Raw genomic sequence first — 21,736 nt, 5'->3', positions numbered from 1 at the left:
CTTTGCTTTATCAGATGGAGAGCGCTATGGCTTGGAATGAGCCGGGTGGCAACTCGAACAATCAAGATCCTTGGGGTGGCAAACGCCCTAAAAATGGCGACCGCAAGGGACCACCAGATCTCGACGAGGCCTTCCGAAAGCTGCAGGAAAGCCTGAATGGGTTGTTCGGTGGTGGGAAAAAACGTACTGGCGGCAGCGGCAGTGATGGTGGTTCGAATGGCAAGGGCGCCGGCTACGGCCTGCTCGGCATCGGCCTCGTCGTGCTGGCGGCTGCCTGGCTGTACAGCGCCGTGTATGTAGTCGATGAGCAGGAGCAAGCCGTGGTGCTGCGCCTGGGCAAGTACTACGACACCGTTGGGCCGGGCCTGAATATCTACTTCCCGCCGTTCGACAAAAAGTACATGGAGAACGTGACGCGTGAGCGTGCGTACACCAAGCAGGGTCAAATGCTGACTGAAGACGAAAACATCGTCGAAGTGCCGCTGACCGTGCAGTACAAGATCAGCAACCTGCGCGACTTCGTGTTGAACGTTGATCAACCGGAAGTCAGCTTGCAGCAGGCGACCGACAGTGCCTTGCGCCACGTCGTGGGTTCCACGTCGATGGATCAGGTGCTGACCGAAGGCCGTGAGCAGATGGCCGTGGAAATCAAGGAGCGCCTGCAGCGTTTCCTCGATACCTACAAGACCGGTATCACCGTCACCCAGGTCAACGTACAGAACGCCGCTGCGCCGCGTGAAGTACAGGAAGCCTTCGATGACGTGATCCGTGCCCGTGAAGACGAGCAGCGTGCCCGCAACCAGGCCGAAAGCTATGCCAACGGCGTTGTACCGGAAGCACGTGGTCAGGCCCAGCGCATCATCGAAGATGCCAACGGCTACCGTGATGAAGTGGTTTCACGCGCCAAGGGTGAGGCTGACCGCTTTACCAAACTGGTTGCCGAGTACCGCAAGAATCCTGAAGTGACCCGCGACCGTCTGTACCTGGACACCATGCAGGAAGTCTTCAGCAACACCAGCAAGGTACTCGTGACCGGTAACAAGAACGGCCAGAGCAACCTGCTTTACTTGCCGCTGGACAAAATGATCGAAGGCCGTAATGGCAGCACCCCGGCAACGGGTTCGGCAGCCGCAGCGAGCAACAATGATTCCGGCTCGCACGTCAGCACTGACCTGCCGCCACAACCGCGCACCAGGGAGAGCCGCTGATGAGCAATAAATCGCTGGTCGCCCTTATTGTTGCCGTTGTCGTGGGGATCGTTGCCTGGAACAGCTTCTATATCGTCTCGCAAACAGAGCGTGCGGTACTGTTGCGCTTCGGCCGTGTGGTTCAGGCTGACGTTCAGCCGGGCCTGCATGTGAAGATTCCTTACGTCAACCAGGTGCGCAAGTTCGACGCCCGCCTGATGACGCTGGACGCACCGACTCAGCGTTTCCTGACGCTGGAAAAGAAAGCGGTCATGGTTGATGCCTTCGCCAAGTGGCGCGTGAAAGATGCCGAGCGCTTCTACACCGCAACGTCGGGCATGAAACAGATTGCTGACGAACGTCTGTCGCGTCGTCTGGAATCCGGTCTGCGTGACCAGTTCGGCAAGCGCACCCTGCACGAAGTGGTGTCGGGTGAGCGTGATGCGTTGATGGCTGATATCACTGCATCGCTGAACAAAATGGCTGAAAAAGAGCTGGGCATTGAAGTGGTCGACGTTCGCGTCAAGGCCATCGACCTGCCAAAAGAAGTAAACCGCAGCGTTTTCGAACGTATGAGCACCGAGCGTGAGCGTGAAGCACGCGAGCATCGGGCCAAGGGTAACGAACTGGCAGAAGGCATTCGTGCCGACGCCGACCGTCAACGTCGTGTTCTGCTGGCTGAAGCATATCGTCAGTCTGAAGAAGCACGCGGTGATGGCGATGCCCAGGCAGCTTCGATTTACTCCAAGGCTTACGGCCAGGACCAGGAGTTCTACAAGTTCTATCGCAGCCTGCGCGCTTACCGCGAAAGCTTTGCGAACAAGAGCGACGTACTGGTGCTGGATCCAAGCAGCGATTTCTTCCGCTACCTGGAAAAATCCAAGCCTTCGCAGCAGTAAAACCGCTTGAAACCTGTGGGAGCTGGCTTGCCAGCGATGCAGCCAACTCGGTCTGTTTGACCAGCCGAGTCGATGCTATCGCGAGCAAGCCCGCTCCCACACTGTTTTCAGAAGGGTTGGCATGTTCATCACAGACCCTGCTTTCACTCCGCCGGGCGGGCAAATTGCCTCGCGGGGTGATCCTTTTAGAAAACGGGTGTATGATGCGGCAGCCGGGAAATTCCCGGCTTTTTTGCGTCTGCATGTTTGATTGGCTGAATGCTGTTACAGCATCGGCAGAATTTTCGAGGAATGTGCGAGCCTGTCGTTCAGGCTTTTTTGCTGTGCGCGTTCAAGACGCAGCCACGTTCTGCTTTACTCAAGGCTCGCCTGCTGGCTGGCCGCCCGGATCACAGGGGAATGGCGTAATGGCAACGGTAGACCGCTGGCTTTTGCCAGATGGCATCGAAGAAGTACTTCCACCTGAAGCTGCCCGCATTGAAGTGGCGCGCCGTCAGGTGTTGGATCTGTTCCAGAGCTGGGGCTATGAGTTCGTCGTCACCCCGCATATCGAATACCTGGAGTCCCTGCTGACAGGGGCTGGCCAGGATCTCGACTTGCGTACCTTCAAGGTGATTGACCCGCAAACGGGTCGCCAGATGGGTTTTCGTGCCGACATCACGCCGCAAGTGGCGCGCATCGATGCGCATACCCTGCGTCGTGAAGGCCCGAGCCGTCTGTGCTACGCCGGCAGCGTGCTGCATGCTCAGCCGCGTGCACTGTCATCCTCGCGCAGCCCGATCCAGCTGGGTGCCGAGTTGTATGGCGACGCAAGCCCGAGCAGCGATGTTGAAGTGATCAGCCTGATGCTGGCCATGCTGCAACTGGCCGATGTGCCGGATGTGCACATGGACCTGGGGCATGTTGGTATTTACCGTGGTCTGGCCCGTGCGGCCAACCTGTCGGTTGAAGTGGAACAACAATTGTTCGACGCCCTGCAACGCAAGGCGATCGACGAAGTAACGGCCTTGACCCAAGGCTTGTCGGCCGATTTGGCGGACATGCTGCAGGCATTGGTTGGTTTGTGTGGCGGTCACGAGGTTCTGGCTGCTGCGCGCGAGCGTCTGGCCAAGGCTCCGGCTCAAGTGCTGGCGGCTCTGGACGACCTGGTGGCGATTGCCGAAGGGTTGTCTGTGCGTTTCCCGCAGTTGCCGTTGTACTTTGACCTGGGCGAGTTGCGTGGGTATCACTACCACACAGGTGTAGTGTTTGCGGTATTTGTACCGGGCGTTGGGGACTCCATCGCCCAAGGCGGTCGTTATGACGACATTGGTGCTGTTTTCGGGCGTGCCCGGCCGGCAACCGGCTTTTCGACCGATTTGAAAACCCTGGTGACCCTGGGGCGTGCGGAAGTCGAGTTGCCGTCGGGTGGTATCTGGATGCCAGACAGTACTGATGCGGCACTCTGGCAGCAGGTTTGCCAGCTTCGCAGTGAAGGTCAGCGTGTGGTTCAGGCGTTGCCTGGGCAACAGCAGGCTGGTGCCCTGGAGGCAGACTGCGACCGCCAATTGATTCAGCAGAACGGCTTGTGGCAAGTAGTGCCACTGGTTTCTTGAGTTTTCCTGCCGGCGGCTGCCGGCACCAAGTTTGCGCGAATGAGGACAAGTGTTATGGGTAAGAATGTCGTAGTCCTGGGCACCCAATGGGGTGATGAGGGCAAAGGCAAGATCGTTGATCTGCTGACCGAACATGCTGCCGCTGTAGTGCGTTACCAAGGTGGCCACAACGCTGGCCACACGCTGGTAATCGACGGCGAAAAAACCGTATTGCACCTGATTCCGTCGGGCGTGTTGCGCGAAGGCGTGCAATGCCTGATCGGCAACGGTGTCGTGGTTGCTCCCGACGCCCTGCTGCGTGAAATCATCAAGCTGGAAGAGAAAGGCGTACCGGTGCGCGAGCGCCTGCGTATCAGCCCGTCCTGCCCGCTGATCCTGTCGTTCCACGTTGCCCTTGATCAGGCGCGTGAAAAAGCCCGTGGCGAGCTGAAGATCGGTACGACCGGTCGCGGCATCGGCCCGGCTTACGAAGACAAGGTTGCCCGTCGTGGCCTGCGTGTTGGCGACCTGCTGAACATGCCGCGCTTTGAAGCCAAACTGCGTGAATTGGTGGATTACCACAACTTCATGCTGGTCGGTTACTACAAAGAGCCAGCCATCGACTTCGACAAGACCCTGGCCGAGTGCAAGGAATACGCCGAGCTGCTCAAGCCGCTGATGCTGGACGTGACTGCCGAGCTGCACGACCTGCGTCGCGCTGGCAAGGACATCATGTTCGAAGGCGCCCAGGGCTCGTTGCTGGACATCGACCACGGTACCTACCCGTACGTGACCAGCTCCAACACTACGGCTGGCGGCGTTGCTACCGGTTCGGGCGTTGGTCCTATGTTCCTGGACTACATCCTGGGCATCACCAAGGCCTACACCACTCGCGTAGGTTCGGGTCCGTTCCCGACTGAGCTGTTCGACGACGTCGGCGCTCACCTGGCCAAGCAAGGTCACGAGTTCGGTGCTACCACCGGCCGTGCCCGTCGTTGCGGCTGGTTCGACGCCGTTATCCTGCGTCGCGCTATCGATGTGAACAGCATCTCGGGCATCTGCCTGACCAAGCTGGACGTACTCGACGGCCTGGAAACCATCAACATCTGCGTAGGCTACAAAGACGCAAACGGTGTTGACGTTGCTCCGACCGACGCTGACAGCTATGTAGGCCTGCAGCCTGTGTACGAAGAAGTGCCGGGCTGGACTGAATCGACCGTGGGTGCCAAAACCCTGGAAGAGCTGCCAGCCAACGCTCGCGCTTACATTACGCGCGTAGAAGAGCTGATCGGTGCACCGATCGACATCATTTCGACTGGCCCGGACCGCAACGAGACCATCGTTCTGCGTCACCCGTTCGCTTAAGTCGCTGTTGATGTAAAGCAAAAGGCCCTTCGGGGCCTTTTGTCGTTTCTGGCTGCGCAGCGGCACGACCCTTGCTGTGAAAACCGTCAATAAGCGTGCTATCAAAATAATGGCACCTAAGTGGAGGGTTTTCCGTGTCTGCCGTTCTCTCACTGTTACAAAGCCGTCTGCTGCGGCCTGTATTCGTTACTCTAGGTATCGCTCTTTTGGTGCAGGTGCTGGTGGCGGTTGCACTGACACGGAGCACGGTGACGGCGTTGGAGTCTGATCTGGATGCGCGTCTGGGGGCCGACAGCCAAAAGCTCACGGCGCAGTTAGAACAGGCTGGGCGTGACGTTAAAAGCAGCCTTGAATCGTTGTCTGCCAGTACGCGCCAGCGTCTCACTGCGGGCCTGGAACCGCGGTTGAAAGACGAGCAAGTGCAGCTCAAGCACGCGCTGGAGAAAAACCTGCAGGATTCGGCCAATGATATGGCGCAACTGCTGGCCGCTGTGGCTCCGCGGGCTATCTGGGACAATGATGTGCCCACGCTGTCCGATTTCGCCCGTCGCGCTCAGCGTAATCCCAATGTGTTGTTTGTGGTGTATGACGATGCCACGGGGCAACATCTGACCCGCTATCTCAATCGTGACAACCCGATCAACCAGGCCCTTTTGGCCAAGGGCAATGGCGAGCGGGCGCTGGATAAAGTCCTTGATGCGGCCCGTCATGATCCGTCGGTGTACTACCTCGAAGCCTCTATCAACCCCAATGGGGTCGAGATCGGCAAAGTGTTGATGGGGGTTTCCACGGCTTCGGTTGAACAGGACCTGGCGGCCCTCGATCAGCGTTTCTCGGCCTTGATAGCCAACAGCGGGCAGCTGGTCGGTGAAAGCCTGCAGGGCGCTGCGAGCGACAGCTCGGCGGCATTGGGCGCGCGGCTGGAGTCGGCACAGGCAGCCGCTGCACAGATGCAGGCCAATACCGCGCAGACCGTGCGCGAGGCGGCGGACACCTTGCGCTGGCGGATAGGCTTGGGGCTGGCGATTGTCGGGCTTGGTGTGTTGCTGTTGCTGGCTGTGGTGCTTGGGCGACGGGTGGTGAACAAGTTGCTGTTGCTGATTGCTGCGCTGGATGATCTGGCCGCCGGCGAGGGCGATTTGACCAAGCGCGTGGGCCTTAACAGCAAGGATGAGATCGGTGACATGGCGGCGGCGGTCAATCGTTTTGTCGACAAGTTGCAGCCCATCGTGCGTGAGGCGGGGGATGTGGCCCAGCGTACTGGCGTGGAGATCGGCGTGATGACCCTGCGCAATGCCGGGGCTGATGCTGCCGCGCAATTGCAGCGTGATGAAGTTGCCCAGAGCCTGCATGCACTGTCGACGATGGCGGATGATGCCCAGTCGGAAAGCCAGGCGATGCAGGCGGCGCTCAGGCAGGTGGTCGATATCCGCCAGGCCACCGATGAGAACACCCGTACCTCGGCCAAGGTCGGGGGGCTGATCGAGGCGCTGGCCGGGCAGGTGGGCGAGGGGGCCAAGGTGATTGAGCGCCTGGCGCAGCAAAGCGAACAGATCGAAGTGGTCCTGACGGTGATTCACGGCATCGCCGAGCAAACCAATCTGCTGGCACTGAACGCGGCCATTGAAGCCGCGCGCGCGGGCGAGACGGGGCGCGGTTTTGCCGTTGTGGCTGATGAGGTGCGGGCACTGGCCAGCAAAACCCAAAGCTCCACCGGCGATATTCAGGCGCATATCGTGGCGTTGCAGCAGGGGGCCAAGGAGGCCGTGGCGGCGATTGGCCTGGCAGGGCGTCAGGCCGATGAGGGGCTGGCAGTGCTGCGTGGCAGTGTGCAATTGCAAAAGAGTGTGCAGGCATCGGTCGAGCAGGTGCACAGCGCGATTGGTGATGCGACCAGGGCCGCCGAGCATCAGGCCCAAGGGGCGTATGCGGTGCGTGGGCGGGTGGAAGTGATCCATGCCCAGGCCGAGCGTGCGGCCGAAGCGGTGACCCAGACCACGGCCAGCGGCAAGGTGCTGGACGGGTTGGCGGCGCAACTCAAGGCGAGCCTGGGGCAGTTCCGGGCGTAAAGAAGCAGGGCTACCCCTGTGGGAGCGGGCTTGCTCGCGATGCGGGCAACGCGGTTCATCTGCATGACCGCGTCGATGCCATCGCAGGCAAGCCAGCTCCCACAAGGGAAGGCCTGGGGCTCAACGGCTCAGATACATCCTGGTGGTGAGCAAGTACACCGGCAGCCCCGACACCAGAATCAGCAACGCCGCATAAGGCGCCGCTGCTGCAAACTCGATATTCGAAGTGTGCGACCAAACCTGCGTCGCCAAGGTGTTAAGCCCGGTGGGGCTGAGCAGCAAGGTGGCGGTCAGTTCTTTCATCGCATCCAGAAACACCAGGGCAAATGCCGCCCCCAACGCCGGAAAGATAATCGGCAGCGTCACCCGGCAAAAGGCCGAGAACGAGGTCGCGCCCAGGGTGCGTGCCGCTTCTTCCAGTTGCGGAGCAGCCTTGTTCAGTGCGGTGCGGATGGGCGCCTGCGCCAGTGGCAAAAACAGCAGCGCATAAGCAATCAGCAATAGCGCGGACGTCTGGTACAGCGCCGGTACAAAGTGCAGGGCGAAATACACCAGCGCCAGGGCAATTACCAGTCCCGGCAGGGCGTGCAGCAGGTACGGCAAGCGTTCCGCCCAGATGGCCAGCGGGCCTTTGTAGCGCACCACCAGCAATCCGACCGGCACCGCCAGCACCAGGCACAGCGCTGCACCGCCCAGCGCCAGTGACAGCGAGGAGAACAGAGCTTCGCCAATCTCGGCCAGCGGGAAGGCTGCCGAGCTGCCCTTGACCAGCCAGTACACCAGCATGCCCAGCGGGATGCCGCTGCCAATCACGGCCAGCGCCAGGCAATACAACTGCCCTGCCACCGACCACTTGCCCAGTCGCACTTGTTCGGCGTGGCGCGCAGCACCCTGGCCAATACGAATATGCCGGCCTTTGCCGCGTACCTTGAGTTCCAGCCACAACAGGCTCAGGCACATCACCAGCAGCACCGCAGACAGCATTGCCGCATTGGCATTGCTGAACTCCAGCTCGAACTGTTGGTAAATGGCCGTGGTGAAGGTTTGCAGGCCGATGATCGACAGCGCCCCGAACTCCACCAGCATATGCAGGGCGATCAGCAGCGAACCGGCCAGCAGCGAAGGCCAGAGCAGTGGCAGGGTGATGTTGAAAAACACCCCCCAGCGGTTCTGCCCCAGCGTGCGGGCGGACTCTTCTAGGGCCGGGTCGAGGTTGCGCAGGGTGGCGGCAACCGGCAAAAAAATCAGCGGGTATTTGGACAGGCTCATCACCAGGATCGCCCCGCCCAGGCCTTCAAAGCTGGCGCTGAGCGAGACCCAGGTAAAGCTGCTGACAAACGCCGGCACGGCAAATGGCAGGCACAGGATCACCCCCCACAGGCGCCGTCCTGGCAGGTTGCTGCGTTCCAGCAGCCAGGCCAGGCTCAGCCCCACCAGCGCACAGGTCACGGTAACACCGACCATCAGCAACAGGGTGTTGCGCATCAGGCCAAAGACATAGGGCCGCCACAACAGGTGCAGCGCTTCAGACCACCCGGCCTGCCAGGCCTTGGTGCCGACATACAGCAGCGGCAGCAGGCTCAGGCCCACCAGTAGCAGAACGGGCAGCAGCAGCCAGATCGACGGCTTTTTGCGGGTGGGGGTAAAGCGTGCAGGTTGAGCGGCTGACAGCATCAGAGCAGGCCTACATCACGTTCAAGGTCCAGCGCTTCTTCGGCGTTGCCCAGGTCAGCCGGGGTCACTTTAGGCGGTTGCAGTTCTTCAAATGGCTTCAGGCCACGTTCCGACACCATGCCTTTGCGCATCGGGTATTCAGCCGTGGTGTTGGTAATCACGCGCTGGCCTTCTTCGCTGGCCATGTAGGCCAGCAACTGCTGGGCTTCCTTGGGGTGCTTGCTGGCCTTGATCACGCCGGCGCTGGATACGGTGATCAAACCGCCCGCATCGCCATCGGTGAAGTAATGCAGTTTGGAGTCCAGCTGACCTTTTTCACGCTGCAGGGCAAACCAGTAGTAGTTGTTGACCAGTACGGCGGCCACTTCACCGTTTTCTACCGCCTTGAGCGCCACCATGTTGTTGGTGTAGGTCTTGCCGAAGGCGCGCAGGCCGGTCAGCCACTCTTCAGCGGCATCACGCCCGTGCAGCTTGATGATGGCCACGGCCTGTTCCTGGAATGCACCGCTGGTGGGCACAAAACCGATCTTGCCTTGCCATTGCGGGTCGGCGAAATCCAGTACCGACTTGGGCAACTGGTCTTCGCTGATCTTTTTCGGGTTGAAGGCAACAACGCGGGTACGCGCCGTCACACCGATCCAGGTGCCATTGGCGGCCACGTACTCTTTGGGCAGCGCTTGCAGGGTGCTGTCGTCGGCCTTGGCCAGAAAGCCCTGTTCGCCCAGGCTGTTGAGGGGCGGCGACTCTTCGGCGTAGAACACGTCGGCAGGCGAACGCTCGCCTTCTTCCATGATCTGGCTGGCCAGCTGGTTGCTGCTGCCCTTGCGCACGTTGACGTGGATGCCGGTCTTGGCCTCAAAGGCCTTGGCGAGGTTGTCGCCGACTTCCTTGTGCTGGCCGTTGTACAGGGTCAGCGTTACCGGATCGGCAGCGTAGGCGGTGGGAGCAAGCAGGGTCAGGCCAAGAGTTGCGATGGACAAACTGCGCAGTAGAAATGTCGCAAGCTGGGTATTTCGGAGCATCATTCGCTGGTTTCCTCGCTTGGGTACTACAAAACTTGTAACAATAATAAACGATATCGTTTCTCAAGTGCGCTTGACCCAGCGTCCAATTGCGCAAGTGCGACGAACTGTGATGTTGGCGGCCTGTTCTGCTTTTGTGGGAGCGGGCTTACCCGCGATGGGTATGCTGCCGTTTTACCGGTACACCGTGTCGCCTGCATCGCGAGCAAGCCCGCTCCCACAAAGTCAGGCGCTGCCTACAGTGTGTCGAGAAAGCTGCGCAAGGCACGCAGTTCGTCCTTGTCCATGTTCAGCGCCTTGAGCCGGTCGCTGGTGCGCGGGAACAGCGGATCGTCGGCCTGCTGCGCGTTGGGGCGCGGGCGCGGCATGCCCATGTTGTAGAACGCCAGCGTGCCTTCCATGTTGACGAACAGGCCGTTGTGCATCCACGGCGCGGTTTTCATCACCAGGCGCAATGACGGCGTGCGAAATGCCCCCACGTCTTCTGGTTTGCGCGTTACTTCGTAGCGCCCGAGGTCTTCGTATTTACGCCCGTAGTAACTCAGGCCGACGTTATGAAACTGCTCGTCGCTCAGCGCCGGGCCGAAGTGGCAGTTCATGCAGCGCGCCTTGGTGCGAAACAGATGCAGGCCGTAGAGCTGCTCATCGCTCATGCGTTGCGGGCGCCCGCGCAGCAGTTGCTCGAAGGCGGTATTGCGCGTGGCGCTGACCAGCGTGCGCTGGAAGGTAGCGAGGGCCTGGGCGGTATGTTCGGTGGTGATCGGGCCGGGGCCGAACACCTGCCCGAACTGCTCGCGGTAGACCGCGTCGGCATTGAGCCGCTCAAGCAGTTGCGGGATATCGAAGGCCATTTCCACCGGGTCAATGATGGGGTGCATCGCCTGCTGTTCCAGAGTGCCGCCGCGGCCATCCCAGAACAGCGCCGGGCTGTAGCCGCTCATCACCAGGCTGGGGGCATTGCGCCTGCCGCTTTGGCGGTCATGGCCGAAGGAGACGCGGCGGCCATCGGCAAAGGCCATGTCGGATTCATGGCACGAGGCGCAGGCAATCTGCCCGGAGCGCGACAGTTTCGGGTCGTTGAACAGTTGTTTGCCCAGCGCCGCCTTGGCCTCGCTGAACGGGTTTTCCGGTGGTGCGGGGGCGTGGGCGGGCAGGGCGGCCATTTCCTGCCATTGCACATCGGCGTCCACCTGGGGGGCAGGCCATTGGGCGACGGGCTGGCGGTATTGTTGGGCGATGCACGTTTTGTAGTCGGCGGCCTGTTCGTCGCAGGCGGCTGCGTTCAGAGCCTGGCTGCCCAGGGTCAGGCCGAGGAGGAGGGCGGCGGGCTTCAAAACTTGTACCCCACTTCCAGCATGAACTGGCGGCCGACTTCATACGTCGGAAGGCCACTCGACTCCGTGGTGCCGACGGTTCTCTTGTCCAGCAGGTTGCTCACGTCGAGGTTGACGAACACGGCCTGGTCTTTGGCGGTGGGCATTTCCCAGGCAACGCGGGTATCCCAGGTCAGGGAGCCGGAAAAGGGTGTTTCTTCCCAGATGTAAGCGTCCTTGCCCTCGTGCTGGACTTTTTTGCCGGTGGTGGCAATACGGCGATAGCCATCGCGATAACGCAGAAAGTTACTCCAGGTCATGTGCAGTGGCTCAATTTCGGTGATGGTTGTCAGGCGCGCAGTCCAGGGGCGATTGTAGTTGGCCGCAGGCATGTCGGAATAGCGCATGAATTTGCCGTCATACTGGATCAGCGGATCATCCACATAAGTGGCGCCGATGTTGGCGGTGTAGCTCGACAGGCCGGTGTTATTGATTTTGCTCCAGTCCATGGCGAACTGGCCTGTGGTGCGCGTGCTGCCCAAAGTAAAGGCTTGCAGCGGGGTGATGGTCAGGGTGTAGATGTCGGCATCACTTTTGCCACCGTTGTAATAGGTGTAGTAGTTGGCTGCCAATGTGCTGGTGTCTGCAGAGGGTTCACCGATTTGCGAGCCCCAGGCGCGGCTCACTTGTTCGCGGCCCATGCGCTTGACGTATTTTACGGCGAATTCGGTGTCCCATTGCACATGGCTCAGGCCCAGAGTCAACTCGTCGTCATAGGGTACTTTGAGTTGATTGAACTGACTGTCGTTGGCTGCCCGTTTGTTCAGCACCCAATCAGAGGCTGAATTGGCCCGGGTGTATTCGGTACCCATGGCTGCGACACCGTCGCGCAGGCGGTAGGCGTACAAATTGCGACCGTAGTACTGGTTGGCGCCAGCAGTGAGGCGGGTCTTGCTGTCGCCGAACACATCCAGCTCAATCGCCAGGCGCGGTGCAATGGTAGTCTGATGCATGTAGTCATCGCCGTCGATCCGCACGCCGGGCCTTACAGTCAGACGCTTGTAGCGCATTTCATCCTGCAAGTACAAAGCCCAGGAGCGCGTGTCGAAGGCCACTTTGCCTTGGGTCACGGTCATTTTGTTGGCGTACTGTCCCTCCCAGCCATTGCTGGTTTGACCCATGGAGCACAAAGGGTCACTCGCCGCGCATGATTTGGCTTCGGCCACGCTGTAGCTGTAGTGCGGTTTAGAGCGCTCGTACTTGACGGCATTTTGCGACAGCTCCAGACCCGTTTGCAGGGAATGGTCCATGCCCAGCCAGTTAAAACTGTTCCAGTCGGCCTTGAGTTTGTAGGCCAGGGTTTTTTGTGCTTCGTCGATATCGCCAAAACCGCCTTCGGTGGCGGCTGTAGAGGTACTCCAGTCCTTGGTCGGAGACGTGCGCCATATCACCATGTAGTCGCTATCCGATGTGCGCGCAGTATTCATCTGACTCCAACTTAAATTTTGCTCAACTCTCGCCCAGGGCGCATTCCACACAAGGCGGGCGCTCAGGCTGTCGCCGCCGGACTCAACATCGCGGCCAGACAGGATCGAGTTCGGGCCAAAGGTGCGCGATGTCTCCGGGGCGTGCGTAATGCTGGTATCCAGACTCCAGTCATCGTTGATTTTCCAGGCAGCCTTGAGGAAGTAGTTGTCGATGCGTCGCGTTTGCTCCGTCTCGGAGTCATTGGCTGTGGTGGTCTGATTGGATGGCGCAAAGACTCGGGTCGGGATCGTCGAATCTTTGCGCGAGAAGCTGGCGAGCAGGCCGAAGTTGTCTGTCAGATGTCCTTCGAGGGTTGCTCGGGTAATGATTTTCTCAAACTCAGGCTGGTTGTCGTTGCCGAAGCCGGCTTCCACATCTTCAAGATTTGGATCGTCTTTGTTCAGGTGGTAATGGGTCCATTCAGAGCGTGACATCTGTACGGACAGCTTGCCGTGCAGCTCCTTACTGGGATCGCGAGTATTGGCCTCCACCACGCCGCCGTTAAAACCACCAAATTCCACGGGAACGTTACTGTCATAGACCTTGATGTCTTCCAGCAGGTCGGTGTCGAGTGCCAGGCCTTGGCTGCGGCCCGAGATTTCGGCGAAGTTGTCATTAGTGTTACCCGGGTCCAGGTCGTTGTTCATGCTCATGCCGTCAACGATAAACAGGTTCTGCCAAGGTCGTGCGCCGTTGATGCTGATATCGGCGGGGGCTATTTCACCCGGGTTTTTGCTGCTCAACTGGCTGTTGTCGAACTGCACATTGGGGTTGGTGCGCAGCAGGCTGGTGATGTCCCCGTTGCCCGAGGGCAGGTTTTCGATCATCTGGCGGTCGATCACCTGTTCGCCCTGAAATACCGGTTCCATGGCGGTGATGGGTGTGCTTTTGATTTGCAGCACATCGCTTTGGGCAGGCGGCAGGATCGAGGCACTGTCAGTGGAGGTCACTTCCCATTGCATGCCCGTGCCGCGCAACAGGTGGGCCAAGGCTTTTTCGGGGCTGGTGCGGGCATCGACCGGCGAGCTGTTCAGGCCGTTGAGCAAGGTGCTTTCCGCACTGACCTGCCAGCCCGACTGTTGGGAAAACGCAATCAGGGCGCTGGCCAAAGGCTGGGCCGGGATCTGGAAGTGCAGTTGTTGCTGCTGGATTTGCGCGCCAGCCACCTGGCTGGTGCCGATAGCCAGAGTGGGCAGGCCGAGCAGCAGGGCCAGGGACAACGATCGATAGCGAGCAACACTGACACAACGCAAACGCGAAGAAGGCATGAGGTGACCTACGAAATGAAACGTCATAGTCACTAATGCGAATCTTTATCAGTGACGTTCGTAGGTAAAGACTCCCGGGCCTTCAGGATTTCCAGAAATAAATGAAAATAGTTTCGCTGGCGCAAGCCCTGTGCTGTGGGAGCAGGCTTGCTCGCGATGCTGGCACCGCGGTTTCTCTGGCTGAGCGGGTTGATGCTATCGCGAGCAAGCCCGCTCCCACAGGGAGGCTCAGGGCTTGGTCGAGACGATCAGGGTGTAGGGCACGCCGTCCTGCAGGCGCCCGCCCAATGGGGCAATGGCAGTTTGCAGTGCGCGCTTGGGGTCGCGCAGGTTCAGGGCGGCGGTGATGCGGCGCTGGCCCAGCGCTTTGTCGGTCAACACGATCAGGCCGGGCTGGTAGCGGCGCAATTGCATGATCACATCATCGATAGACTGATCGATCGCCACCAGTTGCCAGCGCCGCCACGGCGCAATTTGTTCCAGAGGCAGTTGCACGATACGGGTCTGCCGGTCGTTTGCGGCGAAATGCAGTTGGTCGCCGTGGCCCAGCAGGTGCGTGGCCGAGGCCGATGCTTGCGGTGTTTGCACGGCAACCGTGCCGCTTTCGACACTGACATCGACACCGTTGTCATCCAGATTGACCGCAAACGCGGTACCGGTCACCCGAACACGTACGTCGCCGGCGTTCACATAGAAGGCGCGGTTGGTATCGTGTTTCACCGAGAAAAATGCCTGGCCGCGCAATAGCGTGACTTCCCGCTGTTCGGGGTTGAACTGCACATCGGCAAGGGTGTTGCTGTCCAGAAGCATCTGGCTGCCATCGCTCAGTGTGACAGTGCGGTGTTCGGCGGTGGGGCTGCGGTAGTCGGCTTGCATCGCTTGCCAGTCGGGGCCCCACATCAGCAGGGCGCTGGCGGCCACGGCGGCACCAACCAGTGCGCGCTTGCGCCGGCTCAGGCGCGCGGGAGGACGTAAGGCCGTCGGCACTGGCACTGGCACTGGCACTGGCACTGTAGCAACCGGCAGGCTCAAGGCTTCGCCGCTCAAGCTCCAGACTTTCAGGGCCTTGCGATAAGCCGCGTCATGCTCGGGGGCGCTGGCCCGCCAGTGGTTCAGGCGCGCGGCCAGCTCGGGGTCGTGGGGGTTCTCCTGGATCAGCAGCAGCCAGTCCAGTGCAGTTTCCCAGATCGGGTTCGGGGGCGGTTTTTCAGTCATCACTCAGTTGTTCCGCGCAGTAGGTCAGGGCGTCGCGGACCAATTGGTGGGCCAGGCTCACGGATATGCCAAGTTGCGTGCCGATTTGCTGGAACGTCAGGCCTTGCAGGCGATGCAACACAAATGCCTGGCGCGTGCGTTCCGGCAAGCGCGACAAAGCATGTTGCAATTTGCGCAGTTCGTCCACATGCAAGGCTTGCTGTTCGGGCGAAGGGGCGTTGGAAATGTGTTCGTCCAATGATTCGCTGTGGGTGGTGTGGCGGTTTTCCAGGGTGGCCCGGCGATTGAGGTCAAAGGCCAGGTTGCGCACGATGCGATAAAGGTAGCCCACCGGCTGCGTCAACGGGATGAGACTGTCCGCGCCCTGGCTGAAACGCAGCCAGGCGTCTTGCACCACATCTTCTGCCTTGGCCCGGCAACCCACGATGGGGGCGGCATAGTCGACCAAAGCGATGCGATGCGTCAGGTAAAGCTGGAGCCTGTCATTGGTGTCGGGCACGGGTATCCAGGAGGATGAGCCAGGGAGCTGAAGTTGACCGGATATTAATGCGGATGAGATGGATTATCAAATACGACCTTTGGGCCGCAGATAAAAGGTATCGGGGAGGGTGGGAAGGAATCCCGGAAACTAAAAAGCCCGCTTTCGCGGGCTTTTTGAGTGGTTATACAGGGTGAACCTGTAAACCTGAATTGGTGCCCAGAAGAAGACTCGAACTTCCACGACCTTGCGGTCACCAGCACCTGAAGCTGGCGTGTCTACCAATTTCACCATCTGGGCAGTATCAGCAACGTTGCCGCTGTTGATGTGGCGCATAATACGGATAGCTTTTCGATCTGTAAACCCCTGTTTTAATTTTATTAAATCAGAGGCTTATAAGATCCTGAAATGCAAAAACCCGCTTTCGCGGGTTTTTGTGTGAGGCTGAAGAGTGTACTACTCTGCAATCTCGAATTGGTGCCCAGAAGAAGACTCGAACTTCCACGACCTTGCGATCACCAGCACCTGAAGCTGGCGTGTCTACCAATTTCACCATCTGGGCAGTATCTTCAACGCTGTTGCCGTTGTTGATGGCGCGCATCTTACGGACGAACCTTTGACCTGTAAAGCGTTGTGTTTAAAAATAGTGAAAATATTTCGCGAACGGTTGGTCGACAGCAGCAAAGCGCGTCAGAAAGGACTATTAAGGCCCGGTGAGTGCCTGAAATTTCCCGTTTCAATACGCGTATGCCAAACTAACCCGCATATAGACAAGGTGAAAACTATCTAATGGCCGATTGGCAGACCCTCGATCCCGAGGCCGCACGTGAAGCGGAAAAATACGAAAACCCTATCCCTAGCCGCGAACTGATCCTTCAGCACCTGGCCGAGCGTGGCTCGCCTGCTGCTCGTGAACAGTTGGTGGAAGAGTTCGGTCTGACTACAGAAGACCAAATCGAGGCCTTGCGCCGTCGCCTGCGTGCGATGGAGCGTGATGCCCAACTGATTTACACCCGCCGTGGCACTTACGCGCCGGTGGACAAGCTTGACCTGATTCTCGGTCGCATCAGTGGCCACCGCGATGGCTTCGGCTTCCTGGTGCCGGATGACGGCAGCGACGACCTGTTTATGAGCCCGGCGCAAATGCGCCTGGTGTTCGATGGTGATCGCGCGCTGGCCCGTGTTTCGGGGCTGGACCGCCGTGGTCGTCGTGAAGGCGTGATCGTTGAAGTGGTCTCTCGTGCTCACGAAACCATCGTCGGTCGCTACTTTGAAGAAGGCGGCATTGGTTTTGTCGTGGCCGACAACCCGAAGATCCAGCAGGAAGTGCTGGTGACCCCGGGTCGCAACGCTGGCGCCAAGATCGGTCAGTTCGTCGAAGTGAAGATCACTCACTGGCCGACCCCGCGTTTCCAGCCGCAAGGCGATGTGCTTGAGGTTGTAGGTAACTACATGGCTCCGGGCATGGAAATCGATATTGCCCTGCGCTCCTACGACATTCCTCACGTCTGGCCTGAAGCTGTCCTTAAGGAAGCGGGCCGGTTGAAACCGGAAGTTGAAGAAAAGGACAAAGAGAAGCGCATCGACCTGCGTCATCTGCCGTTCGTCACCATCGACGGTGAAGATGCCCGCGACTTCGATGACGCCGTATTCTGCGAAGCCAAGCCTGGCAAGCTGCGCCTGTTCTCCGGCGGCTGGAAGTTGTACGTGGCGATTGCCGACGTTTCCAGCTACGTGAAAATCGGTTCGGCCCTGGATGCCGAAGCCCAGGTTCGCGGCAACTCGGTGTACTTCCCTGAGCGCGTGATCCCGATGCTGCCTGAGCAGCTGTCCAACGGCCTGTGCTCCCTGAACCCGAAAGTCGACCGTTTGGCCATGGTGTGCGAGATGACCATCTCCAAAACCGGCGAAATGACCGACTACCAGTTCTACGAGGCGGTGATTCACTCCCAGGCCCGTCTGACCTACAACAAGGTCAGCACTATCCTGGAGCAGCCGAAAACCAGCGAAGCCAAGCAACTGCGCAGCGAATACGCTGATGTAGTGCCGCACCTCAAGCAGCTTTACTCGCTGTACAAGGTGCTGCTGGCGGCTCGTCATACCCGTGGCGCGATTGATTTTGAGACCCAGGAAACCCGAATCATCTTCGGTTCCGATCGCAAGATCGCCGACATTCGCCCGACCACCCGCAACGATGCGCACAAGCTGATCGAAGAGTGCATGCTGGCGGCCAACGTGGCCACCGCCGAGTTCCTCAAGAAGCACGAGATTCCTGCGCTGTATCGTGTTCACGATGGTCCGCCGCCGGAGCGCCTGGAAAAACTGCGCGCGTTCCTCGGTGAGCTGGGTCTGAGCCTGCACAAGGGTAAAGACGGTCCGTCGCCGAAGGATTACCAGGCATTGCTGGCCAGCATCAAGGATCGTCCGGACTTCCACCTGATCCAGACCGTGATGCTGCGTTCGTTGAGCCAGGCGGTGTACAGCTCTGATAACCAGGGCCACTTCGGTCTGAACTACGAAGCCTATACCCACTTCACCTCGCCGATTCGTCGCTACCCTGACTTGCTGACGCACCGTGCGATCCGCAGCGTGATCCATTCCAAGATGGACACCCCGCACGTTCGCCGTGCTGGCGCGATGACCATCCCGAAAGCGCGGATTTATCCGTACGACGAAGCGATCCTCGAGCAGCTCGGCGAGCAGTGCTCGATGAGCGAGCGCCGTGCCGACGAAGCCACCCGCGACGTGACCAACTGGCTCAAGTGCGAGTTCATGAAGGATCGCGTAGGCGAGTCGTTCCCGGGTGTGGTGACGGCAGTGACCGGTTTTGGCCTGTTTGTGGAGCTGACCGACATTTATGTCGAAGGTCTGGTTCACGTAACCGCCTTGCCGGGTGACTACTACCACTTCGATCCTGTGCATCACCGCCTGGCGGGCGAGCGCACCGGTCGCAGCTTCCGCTTGGGCGATACCGTTGAAGTTCGGGTCATGCGAGTCGATCTCGACGAGCGCAAGATCGACTTCGAAATGGCGGAAAAAACCCTCAGCGCGCCGATTGGTCGTAAAAATCGCACTGCTGATGCGCCTAAAGCGAAAAACGCTGGCAAGTCGGGCACCAAGGCGACTGAAAAGCCGGTTGAGCCTGCCCCGGCAGCGCGCCGCAGTGCGCCAGCCAAGGCGGTGAAGAAATCGTCCGATGATGCTTACCGTCCTGGCGACGCGGCGGCCAAAAACGCCGAACTGCGTAAAAGCCGTGAACTGAAACAGGCGCTGCTGGCCGAATCGAAAAGCGGCGGTCGGACATCGGAGCCGGGAAAGTCGAGTAGGGGGGCGCCTGCAAAAGATGCAGGCAAGCCTTCCAAGCCGAGCAAACATCGTAAAGGCCCGCCGAAATCGGGCACCGCTCCAGCCGCCAAAAGCGGCGGGGCGCGCAAACCTAAGGCCAAGTCATGAGTCTGGAAAAAATCTACGGCGTGCATGCCGTAGAAGCATTGCTGCGTCACCATCCCAAGCGCGTCAAGCAGGTATGGCTGGCAGAGGGTCGCAGTGACCCGCGGGTACAAGCCCTGATCGAACTGGCCAACGAAAACCGTGTGGCTGTCGGCCAGGCCGAGCGTCGTGAAATGGACGTCTGGGTAGAAGGCGTGCACCAGGGTGTGGTGGCGGACGTTAGCCCGAGCCAGGTCTGGGGCGAAGCCATGCTCGACGAGCTGCTCGATCGCACCGAAGGTGCCCCGTTGTTGCTGGTGCTGGACGGCGTGACCGACCCCCACAACCTGGGTGCCTGCCTGCGCTCGGCAGATGCTGCCGGCGCACTGGCTGTGATCGTGCCGAAGGACAAGTCTGCAACATTGACTCCGACTGTACGAAAAGTAGCCTGCGGTGCAGCGGAAGTTATTCCGTTGGTGGCCGTAACCAACCTGGCGCGCACCCTGGAAAAACTCCAGCAGCGCGGCCTGTGGGTTGTCGGTACGGCCGGTGAGGCTGAGGTCAGCATCTATGACCAGGATCTGACCGGTCCGACCATCCTGATCATGGGGGCCGAAGGCAAGGGCATGCGTCGCCTGACCCGTGAGCATTGCGACTACCTGGTCAAGCTGCCGATGGCGGGTAGCGTCAGCAGCCTGAACGTTTCGGTAGCGACAGGCGTTTGCCTGTTCGAAGCCCAGCGTCAGCGCGGCGCCAAGGCCAAGGCTTCTTCGAAGAAGAAGTAAGCTGGCTGGCTGTTAAATGTGGGAGCGGGCTTGCTCGCGATGCGTATCACGCGGTGTCTCTGGATGAGCGCAGCGATGCCATCGCGAGCAAGCCCGCTCCCACATTGGTTTGTGGTGTTTGCAGGCAAAGATTGTTCAAATAATCACCAATTGCCTTGCGCCTCCGTTGTCCCTTCTCTACAATTGCGCCCCTTGCCGTCATGGCGGGCGCATATGTGCCTCTCTAGGCAAGACACACAAGTGTCATTCACTCCTTGTCTGACCGCTTTTTAGTTAGCGGCAGGCTACAACCCGTAAGGAGCATTCATGCGTCATTACGAAATCATCTTTTTGGTCCACCCGGATCAAAGCGAACAAGTCGGCGGCATGGTAGAGCGTTACACCAAGCTGATCGAAGAAGACGGCGGCAAAATCCACCGTCTGGAAGATTGGGGCCGTCGTCAACTGGCCTACGCAATCAACAATGTTCACAAGGCTCACTACGTGATGCTGAACGTTGAGTGCACTGGCAAAGCCCTGGCTGAGCTGGAAGACAACTTCCGTTACAACGATGCTGTGATCCGTAACCTGGTCATCCGTCGCGACGAAGCCGTAACTGGCCAGTCCGAGATGCTCAAGGCTGAAGAGAACCGCAGTGAGCGCCGTGAGCGTCGTGACCGTCCTGAGCATTCTGACAGCGCCGATGGCGATGACAGCGATAACAGCGACGCCAGCGATAACGCTGACGAGTAATCCACGGACCTTTTGAGGAGCCAATTACATGGCACGTTTCTTCCGTCGTCGTAAATTCTGCCGCTTCACCGCAGAAGAAGTGAAAGAGATCGATTACAAGGATCTCAACACTCTGAAAGCTTACGTATCCGAGACCGGCAAAATTGTTCCAAGCCGCATCACCGGTACCAAAGCTCGTTATCAGCGTCAGCTGGCCACCGCTATCAAGCGCGCCCGCTTCCTGGCCCTGCTGGCCTACACCGACAGCCACGGCCGCTGAGACCGGGCAGTCGACAAGTAGTAAAGGATTGAAAGCATGCGCGCCTTAGCTGAGTTCATCATGCGAGGCCGTGTGCAGGCCACGTTAATCGTGGCCGGATGTGCGGCATTGCCGTTCTTGTTCTGGTTGAGTGCTGCTGCAGGTAGCCTTGTGCTTCTGCGGCGCGGTCCGAGAGATGCGTTGAGCATTCTCTCATGGGCGTTACTGCCGGCCTTGGCCTGGTGGTTTATCGGAGAACCTCGCACCCTTATGGTGCTGCTGGGAACTCTGGGGTTGGCGTTGATGTTGCGCGCCGGCCAGTCCTGGAATCGCGTGCTGCTGGTCAGCGTAGCGTTGGGTGTGGTGTATGGCGTGGTTCTGGGTACGGTTTTCCGCGAACCCATTGGTGCGATGGCGCAGGAGTTGGAAAAACTTCTGCCGCAGGTCCTCAATGGTCTCTACGACAAGTTATCTGACGTAGAGCGAGCGCGCCTTGGAGCACTGATTGCACCCGTCCTCACCGGTTTGATTGCAGCTTTGATGCAGGTCGTCAGCGTGCTTAGCCTGATGCTTGGGCGTTACTGGCAGGCGTTGTTGTATAACCCGGGTGGTTTTGCCAGCGAATTTCGCAGCATCCGCCTACCGCTGGGACCAGCGCTCGTATTGCTGGCGTGCATGCTTGTAGGGCCGAACTTCGGTCCCGAAATGGCCATGCTTACGCCGTTGTGCAGCGTAGCGTTGTTCTTCGCCGGGCTGGCCCTGATTCATGGGCTGGTGGCGCAAAAGCGACTGGCCAAGTTTTGGCTGGTGGGGTTGTACGTCACGCTGTTGCTGTTTATGCAGCTGATCTATCCGTTGCTCGTGGTTTTGGCCATTGTCGACAGCCTGATTGATTTTCGCGGACGTCTGGTGCCCAAAGGCCCCGATAAAGACTCTGCGGACGGTGAAGGTTAAAAGTTAA

Annotated in this window: 16 protein-coding genes, 2 tRNA genes and 1 pseudogene; 11 read left to right on the top strand and 8 right to left on the bottom strand. The window is 59.5% G+C overall.

The annotated features are described in order from the left end of the window. Positions 1-26 precede the first annotated feature (26 nt). From hflK to AB3G35_RS00765, 6 genes and pseudogenes are all read left to right on the top strand, one after another. A complete protein-coding gene (gene hflK, locus AB3G35_RS00790) occupies positions 27-1,208 on the top strand; it encodes an FtsH protease activity modulator HflK (protein ID WP_083369658.1) in 1,182 nt (393 codons plus the stop codon). Further along, positions 1,208-2,086, top strand: coding sequence for a protease modulator HflC (hflC, locus tag AB3G35_RS00785; protein ID WP_016783307.1), 879 nt, complete (start codon positions 1,208-1,210; stop codon positions 2,084-2,086). The genes hflK and hflC overlap by 1 nt, the downstream gene beginning before the upstream one ends. A 407-nt stretch (positions 2,087-2,493) precedes the next feature. After that, positions 2,494-3,681 carry an ATP phosphoribosyltransferase regulatory subunit gene (locus AB3G35_RS00780; protein WP_016783308.1) on the top strand — a complete coding sequence of 396 codons (1,188 nt, stop codon included), beginning with the start codon at positions 2,494-2,496 and terminating at the stop codon, positions 3,679-3,681. A gap of 54 nt (positions 3,682-3,735) precedes the next feature. Beyond that, on the top strand, positions 3,736-5,025 hold the full coding sequence (locus AB3G35_RS00775) for an adenylosuccinate synthase (protein WP_016783309.1): 1,290 nt from the start codon (positions 3,736-3,738) through the stop codon (positions 5,023-5,025). 470 nt (positions 5,026-5,495) lie between these two features. After that, a pseudogene (locus AB3G35_RS00770) lies at positions 5,496-6,188 on the top strand (methyl-accepting chemotaxis protein); the annotation flags it as partial. Between the two features lie 21 nt (positions 6,189-6,209). After that, positions 6,210-7,094 carry a methyl-accepting chemotaxis protein gene (locus tag AB3G35_RS00765; RefSeq protein ID WP_369782711.1) on the top strand — a complete coding sequence of 295 codons (885 nt, stop codon included), beginning with the start codon at positions 6,210-6,212 and terminating at the stop codon, positions 7,092-7,094. Positions 7,095-7,214: 120 nt separating this feature from the next. Here the strand turns inward: AB3G35_RS00765 and AB3G35_RS00760 are convergent, their stop codons facing one another. The 8 genes from AB3G35_RS00760 to AB3G35_RS00725 all read right to left on the bottom strand — a co-directional run bounded on the left by AB3G35_RS00760 (position 7,215) and on the right by AB3G35_RS00725 (position 16,153). After that, positions 7,215-8,768, bottom strand: coding sequence for an iron ABC transporter permease (locus AB3G35_RS00760; RefSeq protein WP_169845051.1), 1,554 nt, complete (start codon positions 8,766-8,768; stop codon positions 7,215-7,217). Next, positions 8,768-9,793, bottom strand: a complete 1,026-nt coding sequence (locus AB3G35_RS00755) for an iron ABC transporter substrate-binding protein (RefSeq protein ID WP_016783311.1) — start codon at positions 9,791-9,793, stop codon at positions 8,768-8,770. Before AB3G35_RS00755 ends, AB3G35_RS00760 begins: the two co-directional genes overlap by 1 nt. Before the next feature lie 233 nt (positions 9,794-10,026). Beyond that, positions 10,027-11,124: a cytochrome-c peroxidase gene (locus AB3G35_RS00750; protein ID WP_369782227.1), complete on the bottom strand. Its 1,098-nt coding sequence runs from the start codon at positions 11,122-11,124 to the stop codon at positions 10,027-10,029. Further along, complete coding sequence (locus tag AB3G35_RS00745) at positions 11,121-13,898, bottom strand: TonB-dependent receptor plug domain-containing protein (RefSeq protein ID WP_369782226.1); 2,778 nt, start codon at positions 13,896-13,898, stop codon at positions 11,121-11,123. The genes AB3G35_RS00750 and AB3G35_RS00745 overlap by 4 nt, the downstream gene beginning before the upstream one ends. A gap of 228 nt (positions 13,899-14,126) precedes the next feature. Continuing rightward, positions 14,127-15,113: a FecR domain-containing protein gene (locus AB3G35_RS00740; protein ID WP_369782225.1), complete on the bottom strand. Its 987-nt coding sequence runs from the start codon at positions 15,111-15,113 to the stop codon at positions 14,127-14,129. After that, positions 15,106-15,612 carry a sigma-70 family RNA polymerase sigma factor gene (locus AB3G35_RS00735; RefSeq protein ID WP_016783315.1) on the bottom strand — a complete coding sequence of 169 codons (507 nt, stop codon included), beginning with the start codon at positions 15,610-15,612 and terminating at the stop codon, positions 15,106-15,108. The genes AB3G35_RS00740 and AB3G35_RS00735 overlap by 8 nt, the downstream gene beginning before the upstream one ends. A 192-nt stretch (positions 15,613-15,804) precedes the next feature. Continuing rightward, a tRNA-Leu gene (locus tag AB3G35_RS00730) sits at positions 15,805-15,891 on the bottom strand. Positions 15,892-16,066: 175 nt separating this feature from the next. After that, positions 16,067-16,153: transfer RNA gene (locus tag AB3G35_RS00725), tRNA-Leu, on the bottom strand. A gap of 227 nt (positions 16,154-16,380) precedes the next feature. Between AB3G35_RS00725 and rnr the strand changes: the two genes are divergently transcribed. The 5 genes from rnr (at position 16,381) to AB3G35_RS00700 (ending at position 21,729) form a co-directional block, all read left to right on the top strand. Beyond that, positions 16,381-19,044, top strand: coding sequence for a ribonuclease R (gene rnr / locus AB3G35_RS00720; protein WP_083369656.1), 2,664 nt, complete (start codon positions 16,381-16,383; stop codon positions 19,042-19,044). Beyond that, on the top strand, positions 19,041-19,805 hold the full coding sequence (gene rlmB / locus AB3G35_RS00715) for a 23S rRNA (guanosine(2251)-2'-O)-methyltransferase RlmB (RefSeq protein WP_369782224.1): 765 nt from the start codon (positions 19,041-19,043) through the stop codon (positions 19,803-19,805). The genes rnr and rlmB overlap by 4 nt, the downstream gene beginning before the upstream one ends. A 306-nt stretch (positions 19,806-20,111) precedes the next feature. After that, positions 20,112-20,537 carry a 30S ribosomal protein S6 gene (gene rpsF, locus AB3G35_RS00710; RefSeq protein ID WP_003439045.1) on the top strand — a complete coding sequence of 142 codons (426 nt, stop codon included), beginning with the start codon at positions 20,112-20,114 and terminating at the stop codon, positions 20,535-20,537. 28 nt (positions 20,538-20,565) lie between these two features. Then, positions 20,566-20,796: a 30S ribosomal protein S18 gene (rpsR, locus tag AB3G35_RS00705; RefSeq protein WP_003171373.1), complete on the top strand. Its 231-nt coding sequence runs from the start codon at positions 20,566-20,568 to the stop codon at positions 20,794-20,796. A 36-nt stretch (positions 20,797-20,832) separates the two neighbouring features. Next, a complete protein-coding gene (locus tag AB3G35_RS00700) occupies positions 20,833-21,729 on the top strand; it encodes a hypothetical protein (RefSeq protein WP_169869389.1) in 897 nt (298 codons plus the stop codon). The last annotated feature ends 7 nt before the right edge of the window (positions 21,730-21,736 follow it).

Source organism: Pseudomonas sp. WC2401, assembly GCF_041200115.1.
Lineage (GTDB): Bacteria > Pseudomonadota > Gammaproteobacteria > Pseudomonadales > Pseudomonadaceae > Aquipseudomonas > Aquipseudomonas fragi.
This window is presented reverse-complemented; position numbering and strand designations above follow the sequence as displayed.

Bases quoted from the DNA above. Each gene is read 5' to 3' on its own strand.
- AB3G35_RS00775 (WP_016783309.1), top strand. From the start codon at position 3,736: ATGGGTAAGAATGTCGTAGTCCTGGGCACCCAATGGGGTGATGAGGGC.
- rnr (WP_083369656.1), top strand. From the start codon at position 16,381: ATGGCCGATTGGCAGACCCTCGATCCCGAGGCCGCACGTGAAGCGGAA.
- rpsR (WP_003171373.1), top strand. From the start codon at position 20,566: ATGGCACGTTTCTTCCGTCGTCGTAAATTCTGCCGCTTCACCGCAGAA.
- AB3G35_RS00700 (WP_169869389.1), top strand. From the start codon at position 20,833: ATGCGCGCCTTAGCTGAGTTCATCATGCGAGGCCGTGTGCAGGCCACG.
- AB3G35_RS00745 (WP_369782226.1), bottom strand. From the start codon at position 13,898: ATGCCTTCTTCGCGTTTGCGTTGTGTCAGTGTTGCTCGCTATCGATCG.
- rpsF (WP_003439045.1), top strand. From the start codon at position 20,112: ATGCGTCATTACGAAATCATCTTTTTGGTCCACCCGGATCAAAGCGAA.
- hflK (WP_083369658.1), top strand. From the start codon at position 27: ATGGCTTGGAATGAGCCGGGTGGCAACTCGAACAATCAAGATCCTTGG.
- hflC (WP_016783307.1), top strand. From the start codon at position 1,208: ATGAGCAATAAATCGCTGGTCGCCCTTATTGTTGCCGTTGTCGTGGGG.
- AB3G35_RS00780 (WP_016783308.1), top strand. From the start codon at position 2,494: ATGGCAACGGTAGACCGCTGGCTTTTGCCAGATGGCATCGAAGAAGTA.
- AB3G35_RS00755 (WP_016783311.1), bottom strand. From the start codon at position 9,793: ATGATGCTCCGAAATACCCAGCTTGCGACATTTCTACTGCGCAGTTTG.
- AB3G35_RS00760 (WP_169845051.1), bottom strand. From the start codon at position 8,768: ATGCTGTCAGCCGCTCAACCTGCACGCTTTACCCCCACCCGCAAAAAG.
- rlmB (WP_369782224.1), top strand. From the start codon at position 19,041: ATGAGTCTGGAAAAAATCTACGGCGTGCATGCCGTAGAAGCATTGCTG.
- AB3G35_RS00765 (WP_369782711.1), top strand. From the start codon at position 6,210: ATGGCGGCGGCGGTCAATCGTTTTGTCGACAAGTTGCAGCCCATCGTG.
- AB3G35_RS00740 (WP_369782225.1), bottom strand. From the start codon at position 15,113: ATGACTGAAAAACCGCCCCCGAACCCGATCTGGGAAACTGCACTGGAC.